Source organism: Micromonospora sp. USAFONa4 (assembly GCF_057197825.1).
Genome location: NZ_CM170072.1, coordinates 4,646,153 through 4,667,226, shown reverse-complemented (window position 1 = coordinate 4,667,226; position 21,074 = coordinate 4,646,153). Strand labels below are relative to the sequence as shown.

Genomic DNA, 21,074 nt, shown 5'->3' with positions numbered 1-21,074 from the left:
GTCAGGTGCCCGCGCTCTCGTAGCGGCGCAACCCGAGTCCGAACACCGCCAGTGCGCCGGTGACGGCGACCAGACCGACCAGCGGGGTCGCCACGCCGACGATGGCCGAGCCACCCTTGCCCAGCAGCGCCGCGGCCGGGAAGTAGCCGACGAACGCCACCGGCACCACGGTCAGCAACGACCGCAGTCCCGGGCCGTACACGGTCAGCGGGTAACGGGCCAGGTCACCGAGCAGGTGCACGCTGACCGCGACCGAGTTCGACGGGCTGAGCAGCCAGAACGCCAGGGCGTTGGTGGCGAGGCTGAGGGCGGTCTTGACCAGGATCCCGCTGACCAGCAGGACACCCGCCCACAGCAGGGTGAGCGGCGTCCACGCCACCGCGGTCCGGCCGGCGGACAGGCCGAGCAGCAGCCCGCCGATCAGCACGTTGCCGAGCCCGTTGACGCCCACCGCCGAGCCGGTCACCTGGAGCACCACCGGGTAGGGCCGGACCAGGAAGTAGTCCAGGCCGCCCAGGTTCACCATGCCGCTGAGCTGCCACGCGCCCTCGCAGAACAACGAGCCGATCCCCTCGGCGAGCATCACCATCCCGCAGACGCAGAGCACCTCCCACCTGCTCCAGCCGACCAGCACCGGGGTCTGCGCGAAGATCGTCACGACGAACACCAGCCCGGCGAGCTGGCCGAGCACCGTCGCGCCCACGGTGAGCAGGGCGTCGGTGCGGTACTCCGACACGGCGCGCAGGTGGGCGCCGAGCAGGCGCCGGTAGATGCCCAGGGCCCCCGGCGGGCGGAGTCGGTCATCCACCGTGCACCACCAGCCGGCGGACCGCGATCCGCCACAACAGCCGCGCCGCCAGCCAGAGCAGCACGGTCCACAGCAGTTGGACCCCGACCAGGGACAGCGCCGTTGCGCCCCGGGCCTCGCCGAGGAAGATCAGCGCCGGGGTGGAGACGATGCCCGGGAACGGGGAGAACGCGCAGATCGTCTGCAACCACTGCGGGTACAGGGCGATCGGCACCAGCGCGCCGGACAGGATGCTCGTCACCGCGACGCGCGACATGCTGAGCCCGTGGAAGTTGCCCGTCCAGAAGCAGGCCAGCCCGACCGCGTAGACCAGGGCGAACTTCAGCGGTACGACGGCGGTGAGGCTCACCAGGAACAGGGCGGCCTGGGGCGCGTCGGGCAGCGGGGCGCCGCCGAAGACCACCAGCAGGGCCGTGCCCATCGCCGCGACCACCATCAGCTCGCCGAACAGGTAGCCGATCGACTCGGCGAAGCGGGCCACCTGGTAGTCGATCGGCCGGACCAGGTCCAGCGCGACCGATCCGTCCAGCACCCGCAGCGCGAGCTGACCGTCGGTGAAGCTGGACAGGACGGTCCCGGTGAGGAACGAGATGAACAGGTAGCCCTTCATCTGGTCCCAGGAGAGCCCGGCCAGGCTGCCGTCGGCGTCCCCGGCGAACAGCGCCCGCCACACCGCGAACAGCGCCACCGCCTGAACCACGCTGCCGACCAGTTGCAGCAGGAACTCGGTGCGGTAGACCAGTACGGTGGACCAGGCCATCCGGCTCAGCGTCAGGTACGGCGTCATCAGGCCCGGACCACTCCGGCCGCCCGGCCGAGCTCGCCCGCGTACGCGCGGCGGACCACGTCCTCCAGGGACGGCTCGTCGATGCGCAGGTCGACGACCCCGGCCACCGACGACACCGCCGAGACCACCTCGCCGGCGCCGAACCGGTCCCGGTCGAAGGTGACCGACAGGCGCCGCGGCGAGTCCCCGGCGGTGACCCGCGTGCCGGGCAGCCCGACGTCGAGGTCGCCGGCCCAGTCCCGGTCCAGGGACAGGTGCAGCGTCCGGTCCCGGGCGAGCATCCGCCGGACGGTCTCCATCGGCCCGTCGAAGATGATCCGGCCGCCGTCGATCACGATCAGGCGGCGGCACACCTGCTCGATGTCGCCGATGTCGTGGGTGGTGAGCAGCAGCGTCGTGCCGGCCCGACACTGGGCGCGCAGGAAGTCCCGGACGGCCTGCCGGGCGATGATGTCCAGCCCGATGGTCGGCTCGTCCAGGAAGACCACCCGGGGCGAGTGCAGGAGCGCGGCGGCCAGGTCGGCCCGCATCCGCTGGCCCAGCGACAGCCGCCGGGCCACCACCGGCAGCAGCTCGCCCAGCCCGAGCAGCGCGTCGAACTCGGCGAGCCGCTCCGCGTACCGCCGGCGGGGGATCCGATGGATGTCCCGCAGCAGCGCCAGGGAGTCCCGCACCTGCAGGTCCCACCAGAGCTGGCTGCGCTGGCCGAAGAGGACCCCGATGTTGCGGGCGTTGGCGTGCCGGTCCCGGTGCGGGGTCACCCCGCACACCTCGACCTGCCCGGCGGTCGGATGCAGGATGCCGGTCAACAACTTCACCGTCGTCGACTTGCCGGCTCCGTTCGGTCCCACGTACGCCACCGCCTCGCCGGCGCCGATGGTGAGGTCCACGCCGTCGACCGCGGTGCGCTCGTGGTGCCGGGGCCGCACCAGGTGCCGGAGCGAGCCGGCCAGGCCGGGCGGCTTGTCCGGCATCCGGAACGTCTTGGTCAGTCCGCGCGCCCGGATCAGCGGCGCGGTCACGGGCCGGCCGGCTCGGAGAGGGCCGGCTCGAAGGCCGCCGGCAGCGGACGCAGGGTCAGCACGTCACCGAGCCCGTCGACGCGGGTCAGGTCGGTGGTGAACGCGGCGCCGAGGGCGCGGCGCACGTGGTCCAGCCCTGCCTGCCCCGGGGGCAACGACGCCGTTCCGGGGTCTGCGGTGCGGACCAGGTGCACCTCGCCGGCCAGCCGGCCGGCGACGTTGACGAACTGGCAGAGGTCGTCCCACCGCAGGTGCCGCCAGAAGTCCACACTGACCACCGCGTCGAGGCTGCCCGGTGCGATCGGCGGGTCCATGCCGATCAGGTGGTGGTTGGTCGGGCCGGGCGGGGCGGCGTAGTCGAAGGTGACGGCCCCGGCCGGCAGGTCGGCCTCCGCGCTGCCGGTGCCCACCCACAGCACGCGCGGGCCGGGAAGGCGGTCGGCGAGCCGTTCTGCCGCCGGCCCGATCCGGCAGGTCGACCGGCGTACGCAGTCGGTGACGGCGGAGCGGTAGTGCACGATCCGCTCCACCGAGTCGTACACCTCCAGCATGCCGTAGAACTCCCACTCGATGACCTGCTCGGCGGCGAGCGCCCGGTTGGCGGCGAACTCGGCCCAGTTCCGGTCGATGTTGCGGTGGTGCGGCAGGTGGAAGGCGCGGGCCTCGTCGTCGAAGGCGAAGTTCAGCTCGCTCAGGCCGAGGTGCTTGTGCACCCGGTAGAACAGCTCGATGTCCTCCAGTCCCCAGCGCAGCCCGAAGCGCTCGTCGAAGCCACCGGCCAGGTCGAACAGGTCACGGGCGACCGAGATGTTGTGGGTGTAGCTGAACAGCCAACCCGCCCGGAGCCACTCCTGCCCCGGCGGCTCACCGTGCGGGAAGCGCAGGTCGCCGCCGCCGTCCGCGCGGCGCCGGGGGACGTCGACGACCTCCTTTCCCTCCAGCGCGGCCTCGACGTGCGCCAGGCTCAACTCGTCGCGGCGGCCCAGCAGCACGGCGGGCCGACCGGGGACCGCGTGGTGGGCCAGGTGGCGCTCCAGCAACTGCGGCGAGGTGTACGAGTCGGCGTCGAGAAACAGCAGCAGCGGCGACCGGGTGTGCCGGACCGCCTCGTTACGGGCGGCCGCCCGGCCCCGCCGCTCGGGGAACTCCAGCAGGCGCAGGTCGATGCCCCTCGCGACCTGGGCGATGTCGGCGTACCCCTCGGGGGATCCGCCGTCCCGGACCACCACCACCTCGAAGCGCTCGGGGCTCAGCGTCTGGCGGGTCAGCGACCGCAGCGTCGGTGCCAGGCACTGCGCGTCCTGGTGCGTCGGTATGACCACGCTCAGCTCGATCTCGTCGTCCGTCCGTGCCGTCATCCGACTTCCTCCCGTCAAAGGTCACCTCGTGGGGTCGGGGTGCCGGCGCCGCCGGCACCCCGACCGTGGTGCGTCCGGTGCCGGGCTGGCCGACGCCGGACGCGCCGCTCACCGGATCAGTGGCAGTTGATGCAGCACCACTGGATGGGGCGCCCGCCGCAGCCGCCACCACAGCAGCTCCGGCCGTCGTTCGCGCCCTCGGTGACCGAGATGCTGCCGGCGGGGGCGACCGCGTACAGGTTGGTCGTCTCGTCGCTCTGCTCGGTCCAGGACACCTCGGTGATGTCCAGGGCGGTCAGGTCGAGTGGTCCATTCATGTTCCACCTCCAGTTGACGGGATCGTCGCCGAGCAGCATAGGGAGCGCTCCCACACGTCCGGCGGGCTCGCCGGTCACGGAATGGTCAAGCAAAGACGAACTGCGGGCCTGAGCGCTACGAAGAGCCCTTTTCCGATCCCGGCACGGGAGGCCGCTCAACTTGCCCGCGGGGAAAGTACGCGCTACTTTCCTGCGAGGAAAGCTAATCGTCCGTTCGGGAGAGGACCCATGAACCCACGCGAAGCAGAACAGACACTGGCACAGGTGGCCGAGCGCCGTCGTCAGAGCATCGAGGCCGGCACCGCCGCCTGGTCCCCACGCGCGCTGTGGACCGTCTGCCTCGGCGTCATCGCCCTGGGTCTGCTCATCGACGCCGACATGATCTGGCTGTGGGCCCTGCTGGTGGTCCTCGGCCTGGGGACGGCGTGGAACCGCGGCGTCCAGCTCCGGCCGACCCGCTCGTCCCGGCACTGGAAGGTGGCGCTGGTGGCGACCTTCGTCCTGGCCCTCGCCGCCGACATCGCCGTGCAGTTCGTCGTCCGCGCCCTGCACTGGCCGATGCCCAACACCATCGGCGCCCTCGGGGCCGCCGTGACCATCGCCCTGCTCAGCCGGCCGGTGCAGGCGCGCCTGGCCGCCAGCCTGCGCCCGTGAACCGCCCCCGACCGGCGACGCCCACCGCTCCCGGCGCACCGCTGCCCGCAGCCGGCCTGGACGGGTTCCTGCACACCCCCGCCCGGTTGAACATCTGCGCTCTGCTCGCCCCGGCCGAGTGGGTGCTGTTCTCCTTCCTGCGGGACAGCATCGGCACCAGCGACTCCGCGCTGTCCAAACAACTCACGACGCTCGAACAGGCCGGCTTCGTGGAGATCCGCAAGGACCACAACGTCCGGCGCCAGACCTCCGTCCGCCTCACGGACAACGGGCGCGCGAGGTTCGACGCCTACCTGGCCAGCCTTGAGGATCTCGTCGCCCGGGCGCGCGGCGCAGCCGACAGCGCACGGCAGCGTCCGGCTGGCGCCGACCCGCTCGTGGACGACAGTGGGCACCCCTCGCCAACAGTCGCCCGCTCGTTCGAAGGCGGTCAGCCCACTCGGGACGGCGTCTTCTCGTCGCCGAACTGATCGGCGAAGTCGAGCCAGCCGCTGGCGCAGGCACGGGCGACCGCGTCCAACGAATGCCGGCAGTGCACGGGTGCCACGCCCTCCATCGAGCCGGACTGCTCGAGGAACGCCAGCGTGGCCGACACCAGTCGGAGCAGCGCCCGGCCCTGGTCCGTGTAGCGCAGCGCCGGCTCCTGGACCAGCCACCCCAACTGGGCCCGGATCCTGCGCATGCTGAGCTGTCCGGCGTCCGCCGCGACCCGCTGTGCCGCCACGGGCCGCGCCGCGCCGGCGGTGTGGCCGACCAGCTCAGGCTCGCCGCCCAACATCCGCCGCCGTACGTCCAGGGCGGTGCCGACGGACACGCCGGCGCGGCGGGCCACCTCGCGCAGGCTGGCTGACGGTTCCTCGCGCATGATCTGCTCGGCCGTCCGGCGGCCCTTCTCGGCGGAGAGCGGGTGGCGTCTGCCGTCGCGGCCGATCCGGGTCCCGAGCCGCTGACCGGTGTCGGCAGCACCCTGTCGCGCCTTGGCGACCGTGCGCGGCGCGACCCCGCACACGGAGGCGATCCAGCGGTCCGACCAGTCGGGATACGTGTCGAGGATGCGCCGCACCGCAGCCGCCCGGTCCTTCCCGCGCAGCGCCTTGCCGTGGGTCGCGTTGAGCCGCACCGCGAGGACGAACGCCTCCTCGGAGGTCCCGTCGAAGTACACCACGGGCACCTGCCGCTGGCCGCGCGTGCGCGCCGCGGCCAGCCGGTGCAGCCCGTCCACCACCCGCATCGTCGACCGGTGCACGACCAGCGGCGGCAGCTCGTCCGCCAGCCCGGCCAGGAGCTGCACATGAGCGCCGTCGATGCCGTCGAGCCGGGGTGAGAGCCCGTTCCGCAGCAGGGCGACGTCCACCTGTTCGGCCTTGCCACGGATGCGCTCGAGCGCGTCCGCCGCGTGCTCCTCCGCCGGAGCGGCCTGCGGAAGCGCGACGTCGGTCCTCGCCGTCGGTACAGGACACATCTGCCTTTTCCCATCAGGAAGCAGCGACCCGGACAACCCCGTCGGTCGGGTGGGCAGCTAGAAGCTAGCGCGCCCCGGAGACCGGTGGGTACAACCGCCGTACACGCTGCGTACAAGCCGCTCGCAGGCTCGGCGACGACCGGCACCGCGTGACCCACCCGCTCGCCCCCGGGCAACGGGAAGGGGCCCGGGGGCGGTCAGCCCACGGGCCCCTTCCAGGCCAGCCTCCGGTCAGTCGACGGGCGGCGGTGGGGGAAGCACGTGCCGGTGGAAGACCGGACGCTCGGTCGATGCGCTGGTCGTACGGGCACGGACCGCGCCGGCGATCCAGGAGGTCGGCTCCTGGACGGTGTACAACCGCAGCGAGCCGGCGGGGGTACGGGCGAGGTAGGCCACGTTCGCCCCGTTGGCGTTGACGAAGCTGAACGCGGTCGGGTCGGTGGCGTAGGTCTCGAACGCGTCCTGCGCCGGGATCCAGGCGCCCCACGTGCCGCTGCCCTGCGCCGTCTCGGCGGCGTAGTGGATGTAGCCGTCGGTGCCGCGCACGTAGACCCCGATCCGGCCGGTGACCGGGCTCAGCAGCGCGCTCGGCGCACCCGCCGGGGCGACGCCGGAGCCGCCGACCTGCGTCCACGTTCCGGTGAAGGTGCCGTCGACACGGCGTTCCGTGGCCGCGATCCGGCCGGCGGAGTTCCGCGAGAAGATCCGCAGCCGGTAGCCGGGCATCACCACCACGGCCGGGGTGCCGGTGAAGCCGCTGCCGCCGAGGCTGGTCCACGCCCCCAGCGTGCCGGCCGTGTACACGGCCGCCTGCAAGGTGCCGGCGCTGTCCGCGACGACAACCAGGGCGCTCGCGTTGGCCAGGGGGACCGCCACCGGGGTGCCGGTCAGGCCGGTGCCACCGAGCTTGCGCCAGGCCAGCAGGTCCGCGTGCGCCGGGTCCTGCCGCCGGGCCCAGAGGGCGCCGCCCGCGTCCACCGCGAACACGACCTCACGCTGGTCGGAGAGGCGTGCCACGGCGGGGCTGGTGGCCATCCGGCCGCCCAGGTCGGCCCAGCCACCCCAGCCGGGGCTGCCGGCGGCCGACTGGGTACGGGTCCAGACATCGCTGTTGATGTTGCGAGCCGTGACCCGGACCAGGTTCTGGGTGTTCTCCGACACCGCCGGCACGCCGCTGAAGCCCTCGCTGCCGGAGACCGCGGTCAGTTGCAGCGAGCTGAAGTTGTCCGGGCTCATCCGGCCGTGCAGCAGCCGGCCGATGTTGTCGGTGTGCGCGAGCTCGATGCTGTTGGAGCTGGCCTGCGTCACGCTCGCCGCCGCGTACTGGGCCACCGGCACCGCCGGCCGGGCCGGGACGTGCGAGGCGGTAAGCGTGCAGGCGTTGGTGATGGCCGCGACGTTGCTGAAGCTCTGCCAGCCGGAGGTGCTGATGGTCCGGCGCAGGACCACCCAGGTGTTGTTGTCCTCGCGGAAGCGGTACTGCGCCATGAGCCCGCCGGCCTCGATGCCGAACAGCGTGTCCCCGCCGGCCGAGACGACGCCCTTGGTGAACACGTTCCAGCCCGTGCCGAGCGACTGGTGGTAGTCGATCCACCGCTGGCTGTCCGCGTCGTACCGGTAGCGGTAGAGCCGGCCGTCGGTGGCGTCCCGGGCGAACAGCACGCCCTGGCCGGCGGCGACGATGAGGTTGTACCGGCCCCACCCGGTGTCGAGCAGGCGGTCCGAGAAGGCCCACGCGCCGGCCGCCTCGTCGTAGCGGTAGGTGCGCAGCCTGCCCAGCCCGTCGACGGCGTAGAAGTCGCCCCGCTCGTCGACGGTGATCTTGTTCCGGGCGCTGGCGCTCGCGAACTGGGTGAAGCCGGTGCTGATCCGCTGGCCTTCGCTGCCGTTGATCTTCTCCCACCCGCTGCTCGTCCAGCGGTAGCGGTACAGCCCGCTCGCGTTGATGCCGTAGACCCGCCCGTCCGGGCCACCGATGACCCGGCCGTAGGTCTGCCAGCCGTTGCCGATCTGGCTGCGGCTCGCGAAGCTCAGGCTCGTGCTGCCGGGTGAGTTGACCGGGTAACGCCAGAGCCTGCCGCTGGTGTCCGCGCCGAAGAACGACGTCTGGGCGACGCAGCTCACCGTGTCGGCGGCGTGCGCGGGCGTCGGCTGGACCACCGCCAGCAGCGCCGCGGCCAGCGCCGCGACCTGCGCGGCGGCCAGCCCGCCGCGCCATCGTGACCGATTCATGACATGCCTTTCCATCGAGCTGGCGTCCCCGGTCGCCGCCGGTTCCCTTCAGGAGCGGCGTGCCGGTGGACGGCCAGCTGATCAATATCGGGAGGTGAGGTGCTGGTGTACCGGTGTCGGGTGGGCGCGCAACCCTGCCGCGCCCACCCGTGGTGCTCAGGCCGGTGGGGCGGGGAGGGTGTGCGCGGCGAAGACGCCGCGCGCGACCGCCGGGACGGCGGCCTCTCCGGCCTCGTCCGTCACCGTGGTCGAGTTACGGCCGGCCGCGCCGGCGAGGCCGGCGACCGGTTGCCGTTCGTAGATGCGGCTGGCGTTGTTGGCGTTGCGGAACAGGATCAGCCACGTCTGCCCCGCGCTGTTGGTCACCGGCACGATCGTCGGATCCGTCGCCGTGGCCTCGAACAGGTCCGGGATCGCCGGGGACCACCCGCTGAACTCACCCGAGGCCTGCGTCGTCTCCCAGGACAGCATCACCTGACCCGACGGGCTGCGGGTGACCACCGCCGTACGACCCAGCACCGGATCCAGCACCGCCGCCGGCGCGCCCGCCGACACGTACGACCCCAGCGACGTCCACGCTGCCGGGAACGTCCCCGCCGCGTCCTGGTACTTCGTCGCGATCGTCCCGTCGACTGTCCGCACGAACACCCGCATCCGGTAGCCGGGGTACGTCACCACGGCCGGGGCGCCGGTGCCGGTGCCACCGAGGTTCGTCCACGCCGACAGGACGCCCTCGACGTACTCCGCCGTCGCCACCGCGCCCGACGCCGTACGCAGGAACAACCGCACGCCGGTGCGGGTCGGCGCGACGACCGGGGTGCCGGTGAAGTCCTGGTCGGCCAGGGGCCGCCAGGCCGGGATCGTGCCCGTCTGCTGGTGGACCCACAGTTTCCCGTCGGCGTCCACCGCGAACAGGGCCATCGTCCCGGACGGCAGCCGGGTCACGGTCGGAGCCCCGGCCATCGAGCCGCCGAAGTCCGCCCAGGCGCCCCACGTCGCCGCACCCACCGCCGTCTGCGTCTTCGCCCACACGTCCGAATCCGAGTAACGGGCCGCCACCTGCACCCGGCCGTCACCCAGCACGCCCAGCGACGGCCGGCCCGAGAACGCCTCGTTGCCCGACACCACGGTCCACTGCACCGAACCGAAGTTGTCCACGTCGGTCTGGTGCCCGATCAGCACCCGGCCGATGTTGTCGGTGTACGCGTACTCGACCATCCCCAGCGACGCGCCCGCCACCGGGCCGGCCTGCGCACCCACCGACGCCGCGTACGACTCCACCTGGGCCGGCGGGATCGGATCGGCGAAGTATCCCTGGATGTCCACGATGAGGCGGGTGGACGTGGGCAGCGTGTGCCTCAGCCGGATCGCGCCGTCGGTGCCGGGCTGGACGACGGCCAGGCCCGCCACGCTGTGCGGCTTGCGGGTGTGCACCTGGGCGACGGCAGGCACGGCACCGCCCGTCGGCCACACCTGGACGTTGCCGGCGGCGCCCGGGGCGACGGCGGTCACGTTGAGGACCACGCCGGCGACGCCCCGGGTGGGCATCCCCAGCTTGCCGGTCACCTGCACATCGACCACCCCGCCCGCCGCGACGGAGCCGTCGTACAGCCGGGTGGCCGCCAGGTGGCGGAAACCGGCTCCCTGACCGGCCTCGCCGCTGATGTAGCCGTACGGCGCGACGACCAGGTCGACGGCGGCCCCGCTCTTGTTGAAGAAGGTGGCCTGCCCGGCCGAGGAGAGCGGCACCGAGACGAGGTGCCCCTGGTGCCCGGTCTCCTCGAAGCTCACCGCCGAGTGCGACGGCGCGCCGCCGCCGGCCGGCATCACGCCGAACCAACCCGGCGCGGTCACGTTGACGGCGATCACGTTGGCCAGCACGGCGGTCGCGGTCGCCGGGATCGCGCCGCCGGTCAGGGTCACCGTGCGGGAGCCCTGCGCGGGGACCTTCGCCTTGGTCGTTCCCGTGCCGTCCCGGGTGTCGACCAACTTGTTCGGCACGACCGGCACGAACCCGCCGCCGCCCCCGACCGTGGAGCGGAAGTAGCCCTGCGCGGTGACGATGACGTGCGAGCTGCCGGAGTCCTGCCGGACGGCTATCCGGCCGTTGCTGCCCGGCCGGACGACCGCGGTGTTGGAGATCTGCTCCTTCGGGGAGGTGTTGAGCATCGAGACCCCGTTCGGCGTGGTGCCGTCCGGGTAGGCCCGCAGGTAGGTGGTGGCGGTGCCGTCCGTCGTCACCAGCCGGATCAGCACCGCGCTCACCCCGGCGGAGGGAACGCCACCGACGCCCAGCACCGGGAACGACACCACGCCGCCGGCCCCGACGACGCCGGTGCGCCCGCCGACCCCGGAACGGGTGTCCAGCAACGCGACTCCGCTGGGCAGCGGCACGTAGTCGCCGCCCAACCCGGCCGCGTCCGCGGCGGCGGGCGACGGCCGTGAGACGGCCACGCCCAACGCCGCCACCAGCAGCACCAGCACGGTCAGCAGCCGGGCCGGCCGCCGTCTGTACGTGCCTTCGGTCAACACGTCACTTCCCTTGTCGTCGTTGTTCGCCTGTGGTTGGTGTGTGTGGGTGTCGAGGCGGCGGGCGGTGTCACTAGCCCAGTGGGGCCCCCGGTGGGCTCCCCGGTGGGACCCAGAGATCCTGGATGGTCTCCAGGATGTCCTCGACCTGGCCGGTGACGCTCTTCGGCAGTTCTGCCCGCTTGCCCCGCCCCTCGATCTCCCTCCGCAGCTCCTCCATGCGGTCGGCGTTCTGCCGCTGGGCGGTGCCGTTGCGCAGGTCGGAGGCGTCGTCCAGCTTCGAGTCGCCGCAGTCGCACTTGCCCGAGGGCTTCCTGCCGGTCACCGATTCGGGCAGGGTCGACGGACCGTGGACCGGGCAGCCGGCGTCGGTGTTGTGCACCAGCAGGTCCAGCGCGCCGGCGAGCACGTAGAACGTGTGCGTCGTGTCGACGGTGAGGTTGTAGACCCGCTCCCGCTCGGTCCGTTCCCGGGTGGCCAGCACGGTCCCGGTCCCCCCGGTGGAGGTCAGCAACCGCTCGCCGTCGGCCAGGTCGCCGGCCTCGACCCAGGTGTTGCGCTCCGGTGACCAGAACGGGTGGCCCTCGGTGGCGGTCACCGAGGCGGTGGCCGAACCGCTCGGGCCGTCGGTGTCCACCTCGACCTCGACCAGTTCCTTGCGCCCCTCGCCGACGATGACGGCGGTGACCGCGAAGGCCCCCGTGCGGCCGGTGGTGGGATCGGTGGAGAGCACCTTCTCCCCCACCTCGACCTCGCTGATCGGCTTGGTCGAGCCGTCGGCCATGCGGACCAGCGTGTCGCCGGTGAAGCTGTTGCCGGTGGCGCAGGACGCGACGTCGGCCGCGTCGTCCGCCCGCCGGGCGGTGGGCACCCGGGTTCCCCCGCGGACGACGTCGGCGATCTCGTCGCCGTGCTTGGCCGCCATCCGCGCCGCCCGCGCCGCCCGCACCGCGCCGCCGCCGACCCCGCCGAGCGCGAAGCCGGCCACGGTCGCCGCCGTCCAGGCGCACGCCTCGAGGTCGCCCTTGCTCACGCAGTCGACCAGGTCGGTGATGCCGACGGCCTCGGCGGCGAAGCTGAGCGCGTCCTTCACGTACGGGGCGGCCGCCTGGGCGAAGTCCGCCACCGCCTCGGTCGCCTTGGAGACCTCCTCGACGACGTTGCCGACCGCCTGGACCGCCGACTGGTAGATGACCTTGGTCGCCTGGACCGTGTCGGCCACCACGTCCCGGACGGTGGCGACCACCGCGGCCGGGATGTGCGCCGCCGCCGAGACCACCGTCTTGATGGTCGACAGGACCGGCTTGAGCGCGGCGGCCACGGCCTTGACCGGGTTGTGCTTGACCGCGTACTCGATGGCCCGGCGCGCGGTCTCGGTGACCCGCCGCTTCATCTCGTGGATCACCCGGCGCGCCTGCTCGGCCTTCTGCCTCGCCCAGGTCATCCCCGCCGAGGCGGCCGTGCTCACCGTCTGCCACGCGCGGGACGCCTTGCTGGCGACCCAGTTCGCCGCGGACCTGATCTTGCTGCCGACCCAGCTGACGGCGGTGCGGGCCTTGTTGTAGAGCCACCTGGCTCCGTTGGATATCGCGTTGCCCACCTTCCTGATGGCCGAGCCGACCCAGCTGGCCGCCCGCTTCACGCCCGCCCAGGCGTAGCTGGCCGCCCGCTTCACCCCCGACCAGGCGCTGGCGGCGACCCGCTTCACTCCGGACCAGGCGTTGGAGGCGACCCGCTTCACTCCCGACCAGGCGTTGGAGGCCGTCTTCTTGACCCGGTTGACCACGGACTTGCACCAGCCGCACGAGGGCCAGTAACCGTCCGGGTCGATGTGCGCCAGCGGGTCGCCCGCCGCGTACGTGTACCGGTTCGCCAGGATCGAGTCGCCGGTGCTGTAGTTGGCGGTGTCGCGGGAGACGAAGCCGCCGGTGCCGGGCTCGTACCAGCGCGCGCCCATGTCGACCTGGCCGGTGGTCGGGTCGGTCCAGTCGCCCTGGAAGCCCAGGTCGCCCGTGTCACCCTCGGTGGCGACGACCGCGCCGAAGGGGTCGTACGCCTTCGAGTCGGTGAGCTCGGTCAGCGCGGTGTCCGTGGGGTCGATGCCGGCCACCACGTCGCCGTGCCCGTCGGTGAGGGCCAGCAGCTGCTCGTCGCCCTCGCCCACGGCGAGGACCTCGCCGGCCGGTCCCCGGGAGAAGCGGCCGGTGCCGTCGCTGACCACGTCGTCGGCCAGACCGGCGTACCCGAACGGCGAGCTGCCACGGGCCGCCACCCGGTTCAACGCGTCGTACGTGTACGTCACGCTGCCCGCGGTGGTGAGCCGGTCGAACGCGTCGAAGGTGTACTTCTCGGTCAGTCCGGCGCTGGTCCGCGAGGCGAGCGTGCCCCGCGCGGTGTAGGTGTAGGTGTAGTCCGTGTCGGACAGCAGCCGGTTGCGCTCGTCGTAGCTGGCCGTCTTCGCGCCCGCCCGGATCCGGTTGCCGGAGGCGTCCCAGGCGTACGCCACGGTGCCCTGCGGCCCGGTCCACGAGATCAGGCGCCCGGCCAGGTCGTAGGCGTAGGTGTGCTTGCCCGCCCCGGCCGTTCCGGCCGTGGTCTTGCCGATGAGCTTGTCGTCGGCGTCGTAGGTGTAGTTGACCGAGCTGACCGACTGCCCGGTCGCGTTGCGGGTGACGTCGCTGCTCAGGCGCGCCAGGTTGTCGTAGGCGAAGGTGCGGGTGCGGCCGGAGCCGTAGTCGATGCCGGTCGGCTGCCCGGCGGCGTCGTAGGTGTAGCGCTGGGTGACGCCGGTGATGCCGTCCCGGGCCGCGGTCAGCCGCTGCCGGGTGTAGGTGTAGCTGGCGGTCCCGGACGCGTCGGTCTGGCTGGTCAGCAGGCTGTCCGCGTCGTACTGGAAGCGGGCGGTGCCGGCCCGGCCGGTGGCGCTGAGCATGTTGCCCCGGTCGTCGTAGCTGTACGTGTCGGTGCCGACCGGCGCGGCGGCCCGGACCAGCCGGCCGGCCAGGTCGTAGCCGAGGGTGCGCTCCGGGCTGCCGGCGCCGCTGCCGGTCTCGCCGGTCAGCCGGCCCGCCGCGTCGTAGCTGCGCAGCCGGTTCACCCCGCCGGGCGCGGTGAGCCTGGTCGGCTGCGCGCCGATGTTGTACGCCACCGTCCAGGTGCGGTCGGCCGCGTTCGGGTGGGCGGTGGTGGCCGGCTCGATCTGCGACTCCAGCAGGCCCCAGCTGTTGTAGGTGGAGATGGTGCGGTTGCCCCGGCCGTCGGTGTAGCGGGTGGGGTTGCCGGCCGCGTCGTAGCCGAAGCTGGTGGTGATCGAGGAACTGGTGGTGGTCGGCTCCACCTGCCGGACCAGCCGGCCGAGCGTGTCGTACTCGTAGGTGGTGGTGACGCCGCGCGGGCTGACCGCCGAGGTCAGGTTGCCGGCGGCGTCGTAGCCGTAGGTCTGGGTGCGCAGGGTCGAGCCGTCCGGCGCCACGTCCGACTCGGCCGTGATCAGCCCGAGCAGGTCGTAGTCGATCCGCTCGGTACGCCCCAGCCCGTCGCTGACGCGCACCTGCCGGCCGGCGTAGTCGTAGCCGTAGCTGGTGGCCACCCCGGCGGGGTCGACCACCCGGGTGAGCTGGCCGAACACGTCGTACGTGTTGGTGGTGGTGGCGCCGCCGGGCGACACGACCGACGTGACGTTGCCGCCGTCGTCGTAGCGGTACTGCCTGGTGAGGGTGCGCGGGGTCGGGTACCGCTCCAGTACCGTCGCGGTCACCTGGCGGTCGAGGTCGTCGTAGGTCGCCTCGGTCCGGCTGCCGGTGGGGCTGGTCGCCGACAGCAGCTCACCCGTGCGGGTGTAGGTGTACCGGGTCACCGCCCGGTCCGCGGTGCCCGCCGGCTCGTCCCGGCTGACCAGGCGACCCATCTGGTCGTACTGGTACCGGGTGGCGTTGCCACGCGCGTCGACGGTCTCGACCACGTTGCCCGTCGGGTCGTAGCGGGCCGTCGTGGTGGGCTGCAACGCGCTCACCCCGGCCGGCGGCGCGTACGTCGGGGCGGTGCTGCCGACCTGGCGGCCCAGCCGGTTGTAGGTGAAGCTGCTGATCTTGCCCCGGGCGTCGGCCGTGTGCACCGTCTCGTCGAAGGTGTTGTAGCCGGTGACGGTGGTCGGCGTGACGGTGGTCGGCGCGCCGCCGTTCTCCTCGGCGGCCACCGCCGGGGCGACCACCCGGATCTGGCGGCCCAGCTCGTCGTGCGCGTAGCGGATCGTCCGCCCGAGCGGGTCGGTGGCGGCGGTCAGCAGCCCGCGCTGGTCGTACGCGCTGGTGGTGACCCGGGTGACCGTGCCGGCGACGACCGTCTGGCGGACCGGGTTGCCGCTGTCGTCGTAGGCGTAGTCGACCTGCTCACCGGCGGTGGACAGGGTCCACGGCACGTTGGAGGGCCGCCCGGCGCGGGTCATCCGGGTGACGTTGCCCATCGTGTCGTACGTGTACGACGTGGTCAGCGCGGCGGCACCGGGGTTGACCACGATGCTGGCGACGGCGCCGGCCGGAGTGTACGTCTGCTGGGTGACCGAGGTGCCGTTGGCCGAGGCCTGCCGGGTGCGGTTGCCGGCGCCGTCGTACGTGTTCTCCTCCACGACGTAGTCGCGCTTGCTGCCGTCCGGGTTGCGGAAGTTCTTCAGCACGAGGCGGTGCAGCTGGTCGTCGCCGTAGTACTGGTACTCCAGCCGCCGGCCCATCGCGTCGGTGTCGCTGGCCATCCGGCCGGCGTGGTCGTAGGTGTAGGTGTGCAGCACCAGGTAGTCGCCGGTGGTGGGGCCCTCGTCGCCGGCGTACGCCCGCAGGCGCACCTCGGCCAGGGCGTTGCGCGCGGTGTAGGCGTAGTCGTACCGGTTGCCGTTCGCGTCCACGACGGTGGTCTCGTTGCCGAACCGGTCGTAGTTCTTGACGGTCTCGTTGCCCTCCGCGTCCGTGGTCTTGATCGGCCGGTTGGACTGGTCGTACTCCCACGTGCTCACGCGGGTCTCGTCGTCGCCGCGCACGTCGTCGACCTCGACGCGGGTCACGTTGCCGTCCACGTCGTAGGAGGTCGTGGAGCGCTTCTGGTGCGCCTGGCCGGTCACCGCGTCGGTGGTGGCCGGCGCGGTGATGCTGACCGGCCGGGACAGCGCGTCGTAGGTGTGGCTGGTGACCACGCCCGCCGGGTGGCTGTCGGAGATCTCCGTGGTGGTGAGCAGCCGGCCCAACGCGTCGTAGGTGTGGGTGGTGACCAGCCCCGACGGCTCCGTGGTCCGGTAGAGGTCGCCGTTCTGGTAGTACGCGTAGCGGGTGATCTTGCCGCGCGCATCGGTGGTGGTCAGCAGCAGGCCGGCCGGCACGGTGCCGCCGCCGTACGCCGCCTCGCCGCCGGTGGTGTAGGTGTGCCGGACGGTGCCGCCGTCCGGGTTGACCTGCGTCGCCAGCTCACCGAACGGCGTGTGGGTGTAGCTGGTCCGGTAGGTGTTGTCGGTGGCGCTGGCCGAACGCCCGTCCCGCGACTCGGTCGGCAGGTCGTTACGCGGGTCGAACGGGTCGGTCACCGTCGCCGGGTAGGTCGTGTAGGCGGTGTGGCAGACCCCGTTGGTGCGGCAGGTCCGCTTGGAGGTGACGTTGCCGCGCTGGTCGTGGCCCATCCGCACGGCGTCGCCGTTCTCGTTCGTGACCACGGTCTGGTTGCCGCGGTCGTCGTACTCGAACGTGCGGATCGCCATGCCCTCCAGCGGGTGCCGCACGAACACCGGCCCGCCCGCGTCCCCGGGGATGACGGTGCAGAACGAGGGGTCACCCGGATCGGGCGTGGAGCACACCTCCGTCGGCGGCGGGGGCGGTGGCGGCGTGGGCGAGCCGGGCCGGTCCTCCTCGCGGATCTCCAGGCCGAGCGGCGTGCCCGAACGCAGCAACTGGCCGCTGAGCGCGTCGTACTCGAACAGGTGCGGCCGGTTCGCCGGGTCCAGCACCTGCACGCTGCGGCGCAGGTCGGTGTCGCCGCCGTAGACCAGCGGTGCGCCGATGGTCCACATGCCGCCGTGCCGGTCGGTGTGCTTCGTGACCCGGTCGGCCGCGGTGTCGTAACTGAACTGCGCCGCGATCTTGCCGCTCGGCAGGGTCACCGTGGTCAGTTGGTCGGTGCCGGCGGCGTACCGGTGGTGCGCGGTGACCGCCGCCTGGCCCAGCGGGTGGGAGTAGACGGCCACCTCGTCGATGACACCGGCGAAGTGCCGGCGGGCCGTCGTGCCCCACGCCGGCCAGGACGCCGGGGTGGTCGCGTACGCCGCGCCGAGCTGGTTGAAGGTGAGCAGCGAGTGCTCGACCGTCGTGCCGGTGCGCTCGGCCATCTTGACGCCGTCGAGGTAGAGCGTCTGCACGCCGCCCATCGCCGACAGCACGGCGTGGTGCCAGCGCCCGTCGTTGACGGCGGCGGTCGAGGTCAGCGGCGCGATCGGAGGGCCGCCGAACTGGCCACGGAGCAGGCCGTCGGTGCCCACGTACAGCACCGGCACGCCCGTGGTGGAGGCGGCGCCGAGCGCCTTGTCCTGGTAGCCCAGCAGCGGGCCGCCACCGCCGGTGGTGCTGGCCTTGAACCACAGCTCGACCGCGGTGTCGCGGGCCTTCTTCACCGCGCCCTTGGGCAGGTCGACGAGCGAGGAGGTGCCGTTGAAGGTGGCCGCGGTGTTGCCGGTGCCGGTCAGCGCGCCCGCCGTGCCGAGGGTCACGCCCGTGTGGACACCCGCGTCCTTGCCCAGGTTGACGGCGACCTCGCTGCCGGCGGCGGTGCCCTGCGGCTCGCCCAGGCGCCAGTACGACTCGGGCTTCGCGTCGAGCACACCGGTGCGGTAGTTCGAGCCGGCCGCGTAGCCGTACCGGGTGCAGGCGTTGCCCGGGGCGCAGACCGAGGTGAGCAGGTCGCCGCTGTAGGTGTAGGTCCAGGTCGGCGCCACGCCGTTGACCGCGTCCGCGGCGACGCTCGTCACGTGCGCGCCGGTCCAGGTGAAGGTCAGCGACCGGCCGGCCGTGTTGGTCTGGCTGTTGGAGACCCGGGCCCGGGCCAGCTTGCCGTCGGTGGCGTTGTAGGTGAGCACGATCGACCGCAGGGCCGCGTCGGTGATCTTCGTGAGCCGGCCGGCGGCGGAGAACTGGTACGTCGTCCTCGCCTTGTCGACAAGTGTCCAGAGGGTGCCGTTCCAGGTCAGCGAGGCGGTGCGGCCGGCCGGGGCGGCGAAGGTGCCGTCGGGGTTGCGGCCGAAGCGCACCTGCTGGCCGTCAGGGTAGGTGACCAGCACGTTGCCGGAGCCGTCCGCGTCGGGGACGACGCGCATGTCGTACCGGGTCGACCAGCCGGCGCCGAACGCGCCGGCGCGGCGCGGGTCGAGGCTGTTGTAGGTGCGGACCAGGTTCAGCTCGGGACCGACGGTGGTGACCGTGGCGTCCACCGCGGTGGTGGACACGTTGCCGGTCTGGGCGTCGAACTCGCGGTCGCGCGCCGCCGTCGTCGCGCCCGCGATCCGCGAGGTGATCTCCGGCTGGGGCACGGCGGTGAGCAGCGTCGAGGTCGGCGACGGCACCTCGTTGCCGCCGTCCTTGACGATCACCCGCCACCGGTAGGTCTTGCTCCAGGACAGCCGGCCGGCCGGCACCGTCCAGGCGGTCCTGGCCTGGAAGCCGGAGTCGAAGCAGCCGGTGGTGCCGCCGGCCGCCGTCTGCTCGCACACCTCGAACTTGTAGGACAGCGACAGTCCCGGGGGCGCGTCGATGTCCAGCGCACGGGCCCACAGCTGCGGGGTCAGGGTCTGTGCGGAGTAGCCGTTCGGCGGGTACAGCTCCTGCACGACCGGTGGGATGTCGACGACCTCGAGCACCATCCGGGCGGGCGGCACCTGGTGGTCGGTGAAGACCACGCCCCCGGTACGCACCATCGTGAAGTCGAGGAAGTACCGCCCCGGCGGCAGGGCCTTGATGGTCGCGTTGAGGGTCACCGCGGCGCCACGGGCCACCGGGGCCGTCAGGTTGGCCGCGCGCTGCTGGGTGACCGCCGCGCCGGTCTTGGCGTTGTAGGCCCGGTAGGCCAGGTAGTAGTCGCCGACCGCCCACGCGCCGGCGCTGCGGTTGGTCACCGTCACGGCGACCCGGCCGTCCTGGTTCTGCAGGACCGGCGGGTTGGGCACCGGCTTCGGGATCTGGTACGAGGCGTTGTACGGGCTGTGGGTCACGTACAGCCTCGGCGGGTTGGCCGTCTGGGGGCCGGCGAACCGCTTGCCGCTGAGCGGATCGGTGGAGGCGCGCAGCGACAGGCCGTGGTTGGCCTGTTCCCCGTTGACCCACCGCTGCACCAGGTTGCCCCCGGCGCCGCCCAGGTCGAACGCCTCAGCCGCGGTCGGGCAGGCCGAGGAGCTCTCGCCGAACGCCACGTGCCCGTGCGCGAACGACCGGGTGGCCAGCGCGGCGCCGACCGCGGGGCCGGGATAGGAGTAGCCGGTGCCGGCCGACCACGCGGCCGTCACGGGGTGCACGGTCACCTCGCGGGCCCGGCAGGAGTCGGCGTCGTAGTTGACCACCTGGAGCTGGGCGCCGTAGATGGTGTGGTGCCGCAGCCGGTCCACCAGCCCGCCGAACTTGACGTACGACGCGGCGTTGGCGCCGTCCACCGTGCCGACGCGCAGCTCGCTGGCGCCCGAGGCGGAGCTGCCGCCGTGCACGTACATGGCCGAGTCGGCGGCGCCCTCGGCGACGGGCAGTTCGACCGTCGGGTCCAGGCGGACCGGGTAGACCCGGGCCGGGTCGCGCAGCCAGCCGTCGTCCACGGACACCCGCAGGTGGGGCTTACCACCGACGGTGCGCAGCTGGTAGCTGACGGCCATCGAGGTCACCGGAACGGGCGCGGCGTCGACCATGTGGCCGGGTGGGAAGACGGCCCGCACCGTGCCGGCCGCGTCGGACAGCTCCACGGAGCCGTCGCGCACCGCCGCGGTGAGCCCTTCGAGGCCCAGCGGGAAGTCGTACACCCGTGAGGCCTTCGGGGAGCGCAGGACCAGCGTCTCCTTCAGCGCGCCGGGGCGCGACTCCAGCTCCAGGTCAACGCCGGGCAGCACGCCGCGGTAGGTGACCAACGCCCCGTCGGCCTCTCCGGGAACCGACGCGGCGCCGGCCAGCCCGTACGACACGGCCTGACCGTCGGCGAGGGCGAAGCGGGCCACGGCCGGCGCGTCGGCCCGGGCGGCGAGCCGGACCTGCACCGCGTCCGCCGTGTTGCGCCAGCCCGAGGCGGCGTCGCCGGTCAGCCGCGGGTCGATCGGTGCCCAGCCGCCGGTGGCGGTCCGGAAGTTGACCGGCGCCGCGGAGAAGACGGTGGTCTGGGTGCCGTCGGCATTCGCGTAGACCCGCCGGTACGCGTCGCGCTGCGGCGCGAGCTCCCGACTGGTGGCCGACTGATAGCCGCGCGCCGGTGTGACCGGTGGCTGCTGCATGGTCGCCGTGTTCGCCGGGACACTCGGTCGCTGCGTCAGCGAGTGCTGCGGGTAGCGCGACCGCTGGGAGGCGGGGACCTTCCGGTTCGTCCGCGACCGCGTCGCCGCGACGGTCTCCGACTCGCCCTCCCACCGCTGTCGCGGCGCCGCGGCCGTGCCCTGCCCACCACCGGTCCCGTCGGCCAGCACGTCGAGGCCCGCCTTCGGGGGATCGATCGGCGGCGGCAGCTCCCCCACCCCGGTCACCGCGATGACCAGGGCCATCGCCCCCGCCAGCGCCGGGACCAGCCTGCGACGCAGTGGCGGTCGCGCGTGCCACAGCCCGGGGAGCAGGTCGACGGCCCGGTCACCTGACGTGCTCTTGTTGCCGTCGCGCATCGCCGACCTCCGTGGCGCACAGAAGTGTTCTTCCGCACCG

Annotated in this window: 11 protein-coding genes; 2 read left to right on the top strand and 9 right to left on the bottom strand. The window is 72.9% G+C overall.

The genetic code is table 11. The annotated features are described in order from the left end of the window. Window position 1 precedes the first annotated feature (1 nt). The 5 genes from AC0OO9_RS20710 to AC0OO9_RS20690 form a co-directional block, all read right to left on the bottom strand. Window positions 2-808: an ABC transporter permease gene (locus AC0OO9_RS20710; RefSeq protein WP_484511705.1), complete on the bottom strand. Its 807-nt coding sequence runs from the start codon at window positions 806-808 to the stop codon at window positions 2-4. Further along, window positions 801-1,595, bottom strand: a complete 795-nt coding sequence (locus AC0OO9_RS20705) for an ABC transporter permease (protein ID WP_484511703.1) — start codon at window positions 1,593-1,595, stop codon at window positions 801-803. The genes AC0OO9_RS20710 and AC0OO9_RS20705 overlap by 8 nt, the downstream gene beginning before the upstream one ends. Next, window positions 1,595-2,617 (bottom strand): ABC transporter ATP-binding protein, encoded by a 1,023-nt coding sequence (locus tag AC0OO9_RS20700; protein ID WP_484511702.1) that lies wholly within the window; start codon window positions 2,615-2,617, stop codon window positions 1,595-1,597. Before AC0OO9_RS20700 ends, AC0OO9_RS20705 begins: the two co-directional genes overlap by 1 nt. After that, window positions 2,614-3,975: a glycosyltransferase family 2 protein gene (locus tag AC0OO9_RS20695; RefSeq protein ID WP_484511701.1), complete on the bottom strand. Its 1,362-nt coding sequence runs from the start codon at window positions 3,973-3,975 to the stop codon at window positions 2,614-2,616. Before AC0OO9_RS20695 ends, AC0OO9_RS20700 begins: the two co-directional genes overlap by 4 nt. A 116-nt stretch (window positions 3,976-4,091) precedes the next feature. After that, the gene (locus tag AC0OO9_RS20690) at window positions 4,092-4,292 is read right to left on the bottom strand and encodes a hypothetical protein (protein ID WP_484511699.1); all 201 of its coding nucleotides are present in this window, start codon (window positions 4,290-4,292) and stop codon (window positions 4,092-4,094) included. A 264-nt stretch (window positions 4,293-4,556) separates the two neighbouring features. Between AC0OO9_RS20690 and AC0OO9_RS20685 the strand changes: the two genes are divergently transcribed. Further along, complete coding sequence (locus tag AC0OO9_RS20685; RefSeq protein ID WP_484511698.1) at window positions 4,557-4,946, top strand: hypothetical protein; 390 nt, start codon at window positions 4,557-4,559, stop codon at window positions 4,944-4,946. After that, on the top strand, window positions 4,943-5,416 hold the full coding sequence (locus tag AC0OO9_RS20680; RefSeq protein WP_484511696.1) for a winged helix-turn-helix domain-containing protein: 474 nt from the start codon (window positions 4,943-4,945) through the stop codon (window positions 5,414-5,416). The genes AC0OO9_RS20685 and AC0OO9_RS20680 overlap by 4 nt, the downstream gene beginning before the upstream one ends. On the opposite strand, the gene AC0OO9_RS20675 is transcribed toward AC0OO9_RS20680, so the two are convergent. From AC0OO9_RS20675 to AC0OO9_RS20660, 4 genes are all read right to left on the bottom strand, one after another. Then, window positions 5,377-6,408, bottom strand: coding sequence for a hypothetical protein (locus tag AC0OO9_RS20675; protein WP_484511694.1), 1,032 nt, complete (start codon window positions 6,406-6,408; stop codon window positions 5,377-5,379). The genes AC0OO9_RS20680 and AC0OO9_RS20675 overlap by 40 nt on opposite strands. 231 nt (window positions 6,409-6,639) lie before the next feature. Next, window positions 6,640-8,640 carry a tachylectin-related carbohydrate-binding protein gene (locus AC0OO9_RS20670; protein ID WP_484511692.1) on the bottom strand — a complete coding sequence of 667 codons (2,001 nt, stop codon included), beginning with the start codon at window positions 8,638-8,640 and terminating at the stop codon, window positions 6,640-6,642. A gap of 156 nt (window positions 8,641-8,796) precedes the next feature. Further along, complete coding sequence (locus tag AC0OO9_RS20665) at window positions 8,797-11,172, bottom strand: DUF8189 domain-containing protein (protein WP_484511691.1); 2,376 nt, start codon at window positions 11,170-11,172, stop codon at window positions 8,797-8,799. A gap of 70 nt (window positions 11,173-11,242) precedes the next feature. After that, window positions 11,243-21,034, bottom strand: a complete 9,792-nt coding sequence (locus AC0OO9_RS20660) for a polymorphic toxin-type HINT domain-containing protein (protein WP_484511689.1) — start codon at window positions 21,032-21,034, stop codon at window positions 11,243-11,245. Window positions 21,035-21,074 lie beyond the last annotated feature (40 nt).

What these genes read in the sequence shown, in the direction of transcription:
- AC0OO9_RS20670 (WP_484511692.1), bottom strand. Translation starts at nt 8,640, where the DNA reads ATGAATCGGTCACGATGGCGCGGCGGGCTGGCCGCCGCGCAGGTCGCG.
- AC0OO9_RS20705 (WP_484511703.1), bottom strand. Translation starts at nt 1,595, where the DNA reads ATGACGCCGTACCTGACGCTGAGCCGGATGGCCTGGTCCACCGTACTG.
- AC0OO9_RS20690 (WP_484511699.1), bottom strand. Translation starts at nt 4,292, where the DNA reads ATGAATGGACCACTCGACCTGACCGCCCTGGACATCACCGAGGTGTCC.
- AC0OO9_RS20675 (WP_484511694.1), bottom strand. Translation starts at nt 6,408, where the DNA reads ATGTGTCCTGTACCGACGGCGAGGACCGACGTCGCGCTTCCGCAGGCC.
- AC0OO9_RS20695 (WP_484511701.1), bottom strand. Translation starts at nt 3,975, where the DNA reads ATGACGGCACGGACGGACGACGAGATCGAGCTGAGCGTGGTCATACCG.
- AC0OO9_RS20660 (WP_484511689.1), bottom strand. Translation starts at nt 21,034, where the DNA reads ATGCGCGACGGCAACAAGAGCACGTCAGGTGACCGGGCCGTCGACCTG.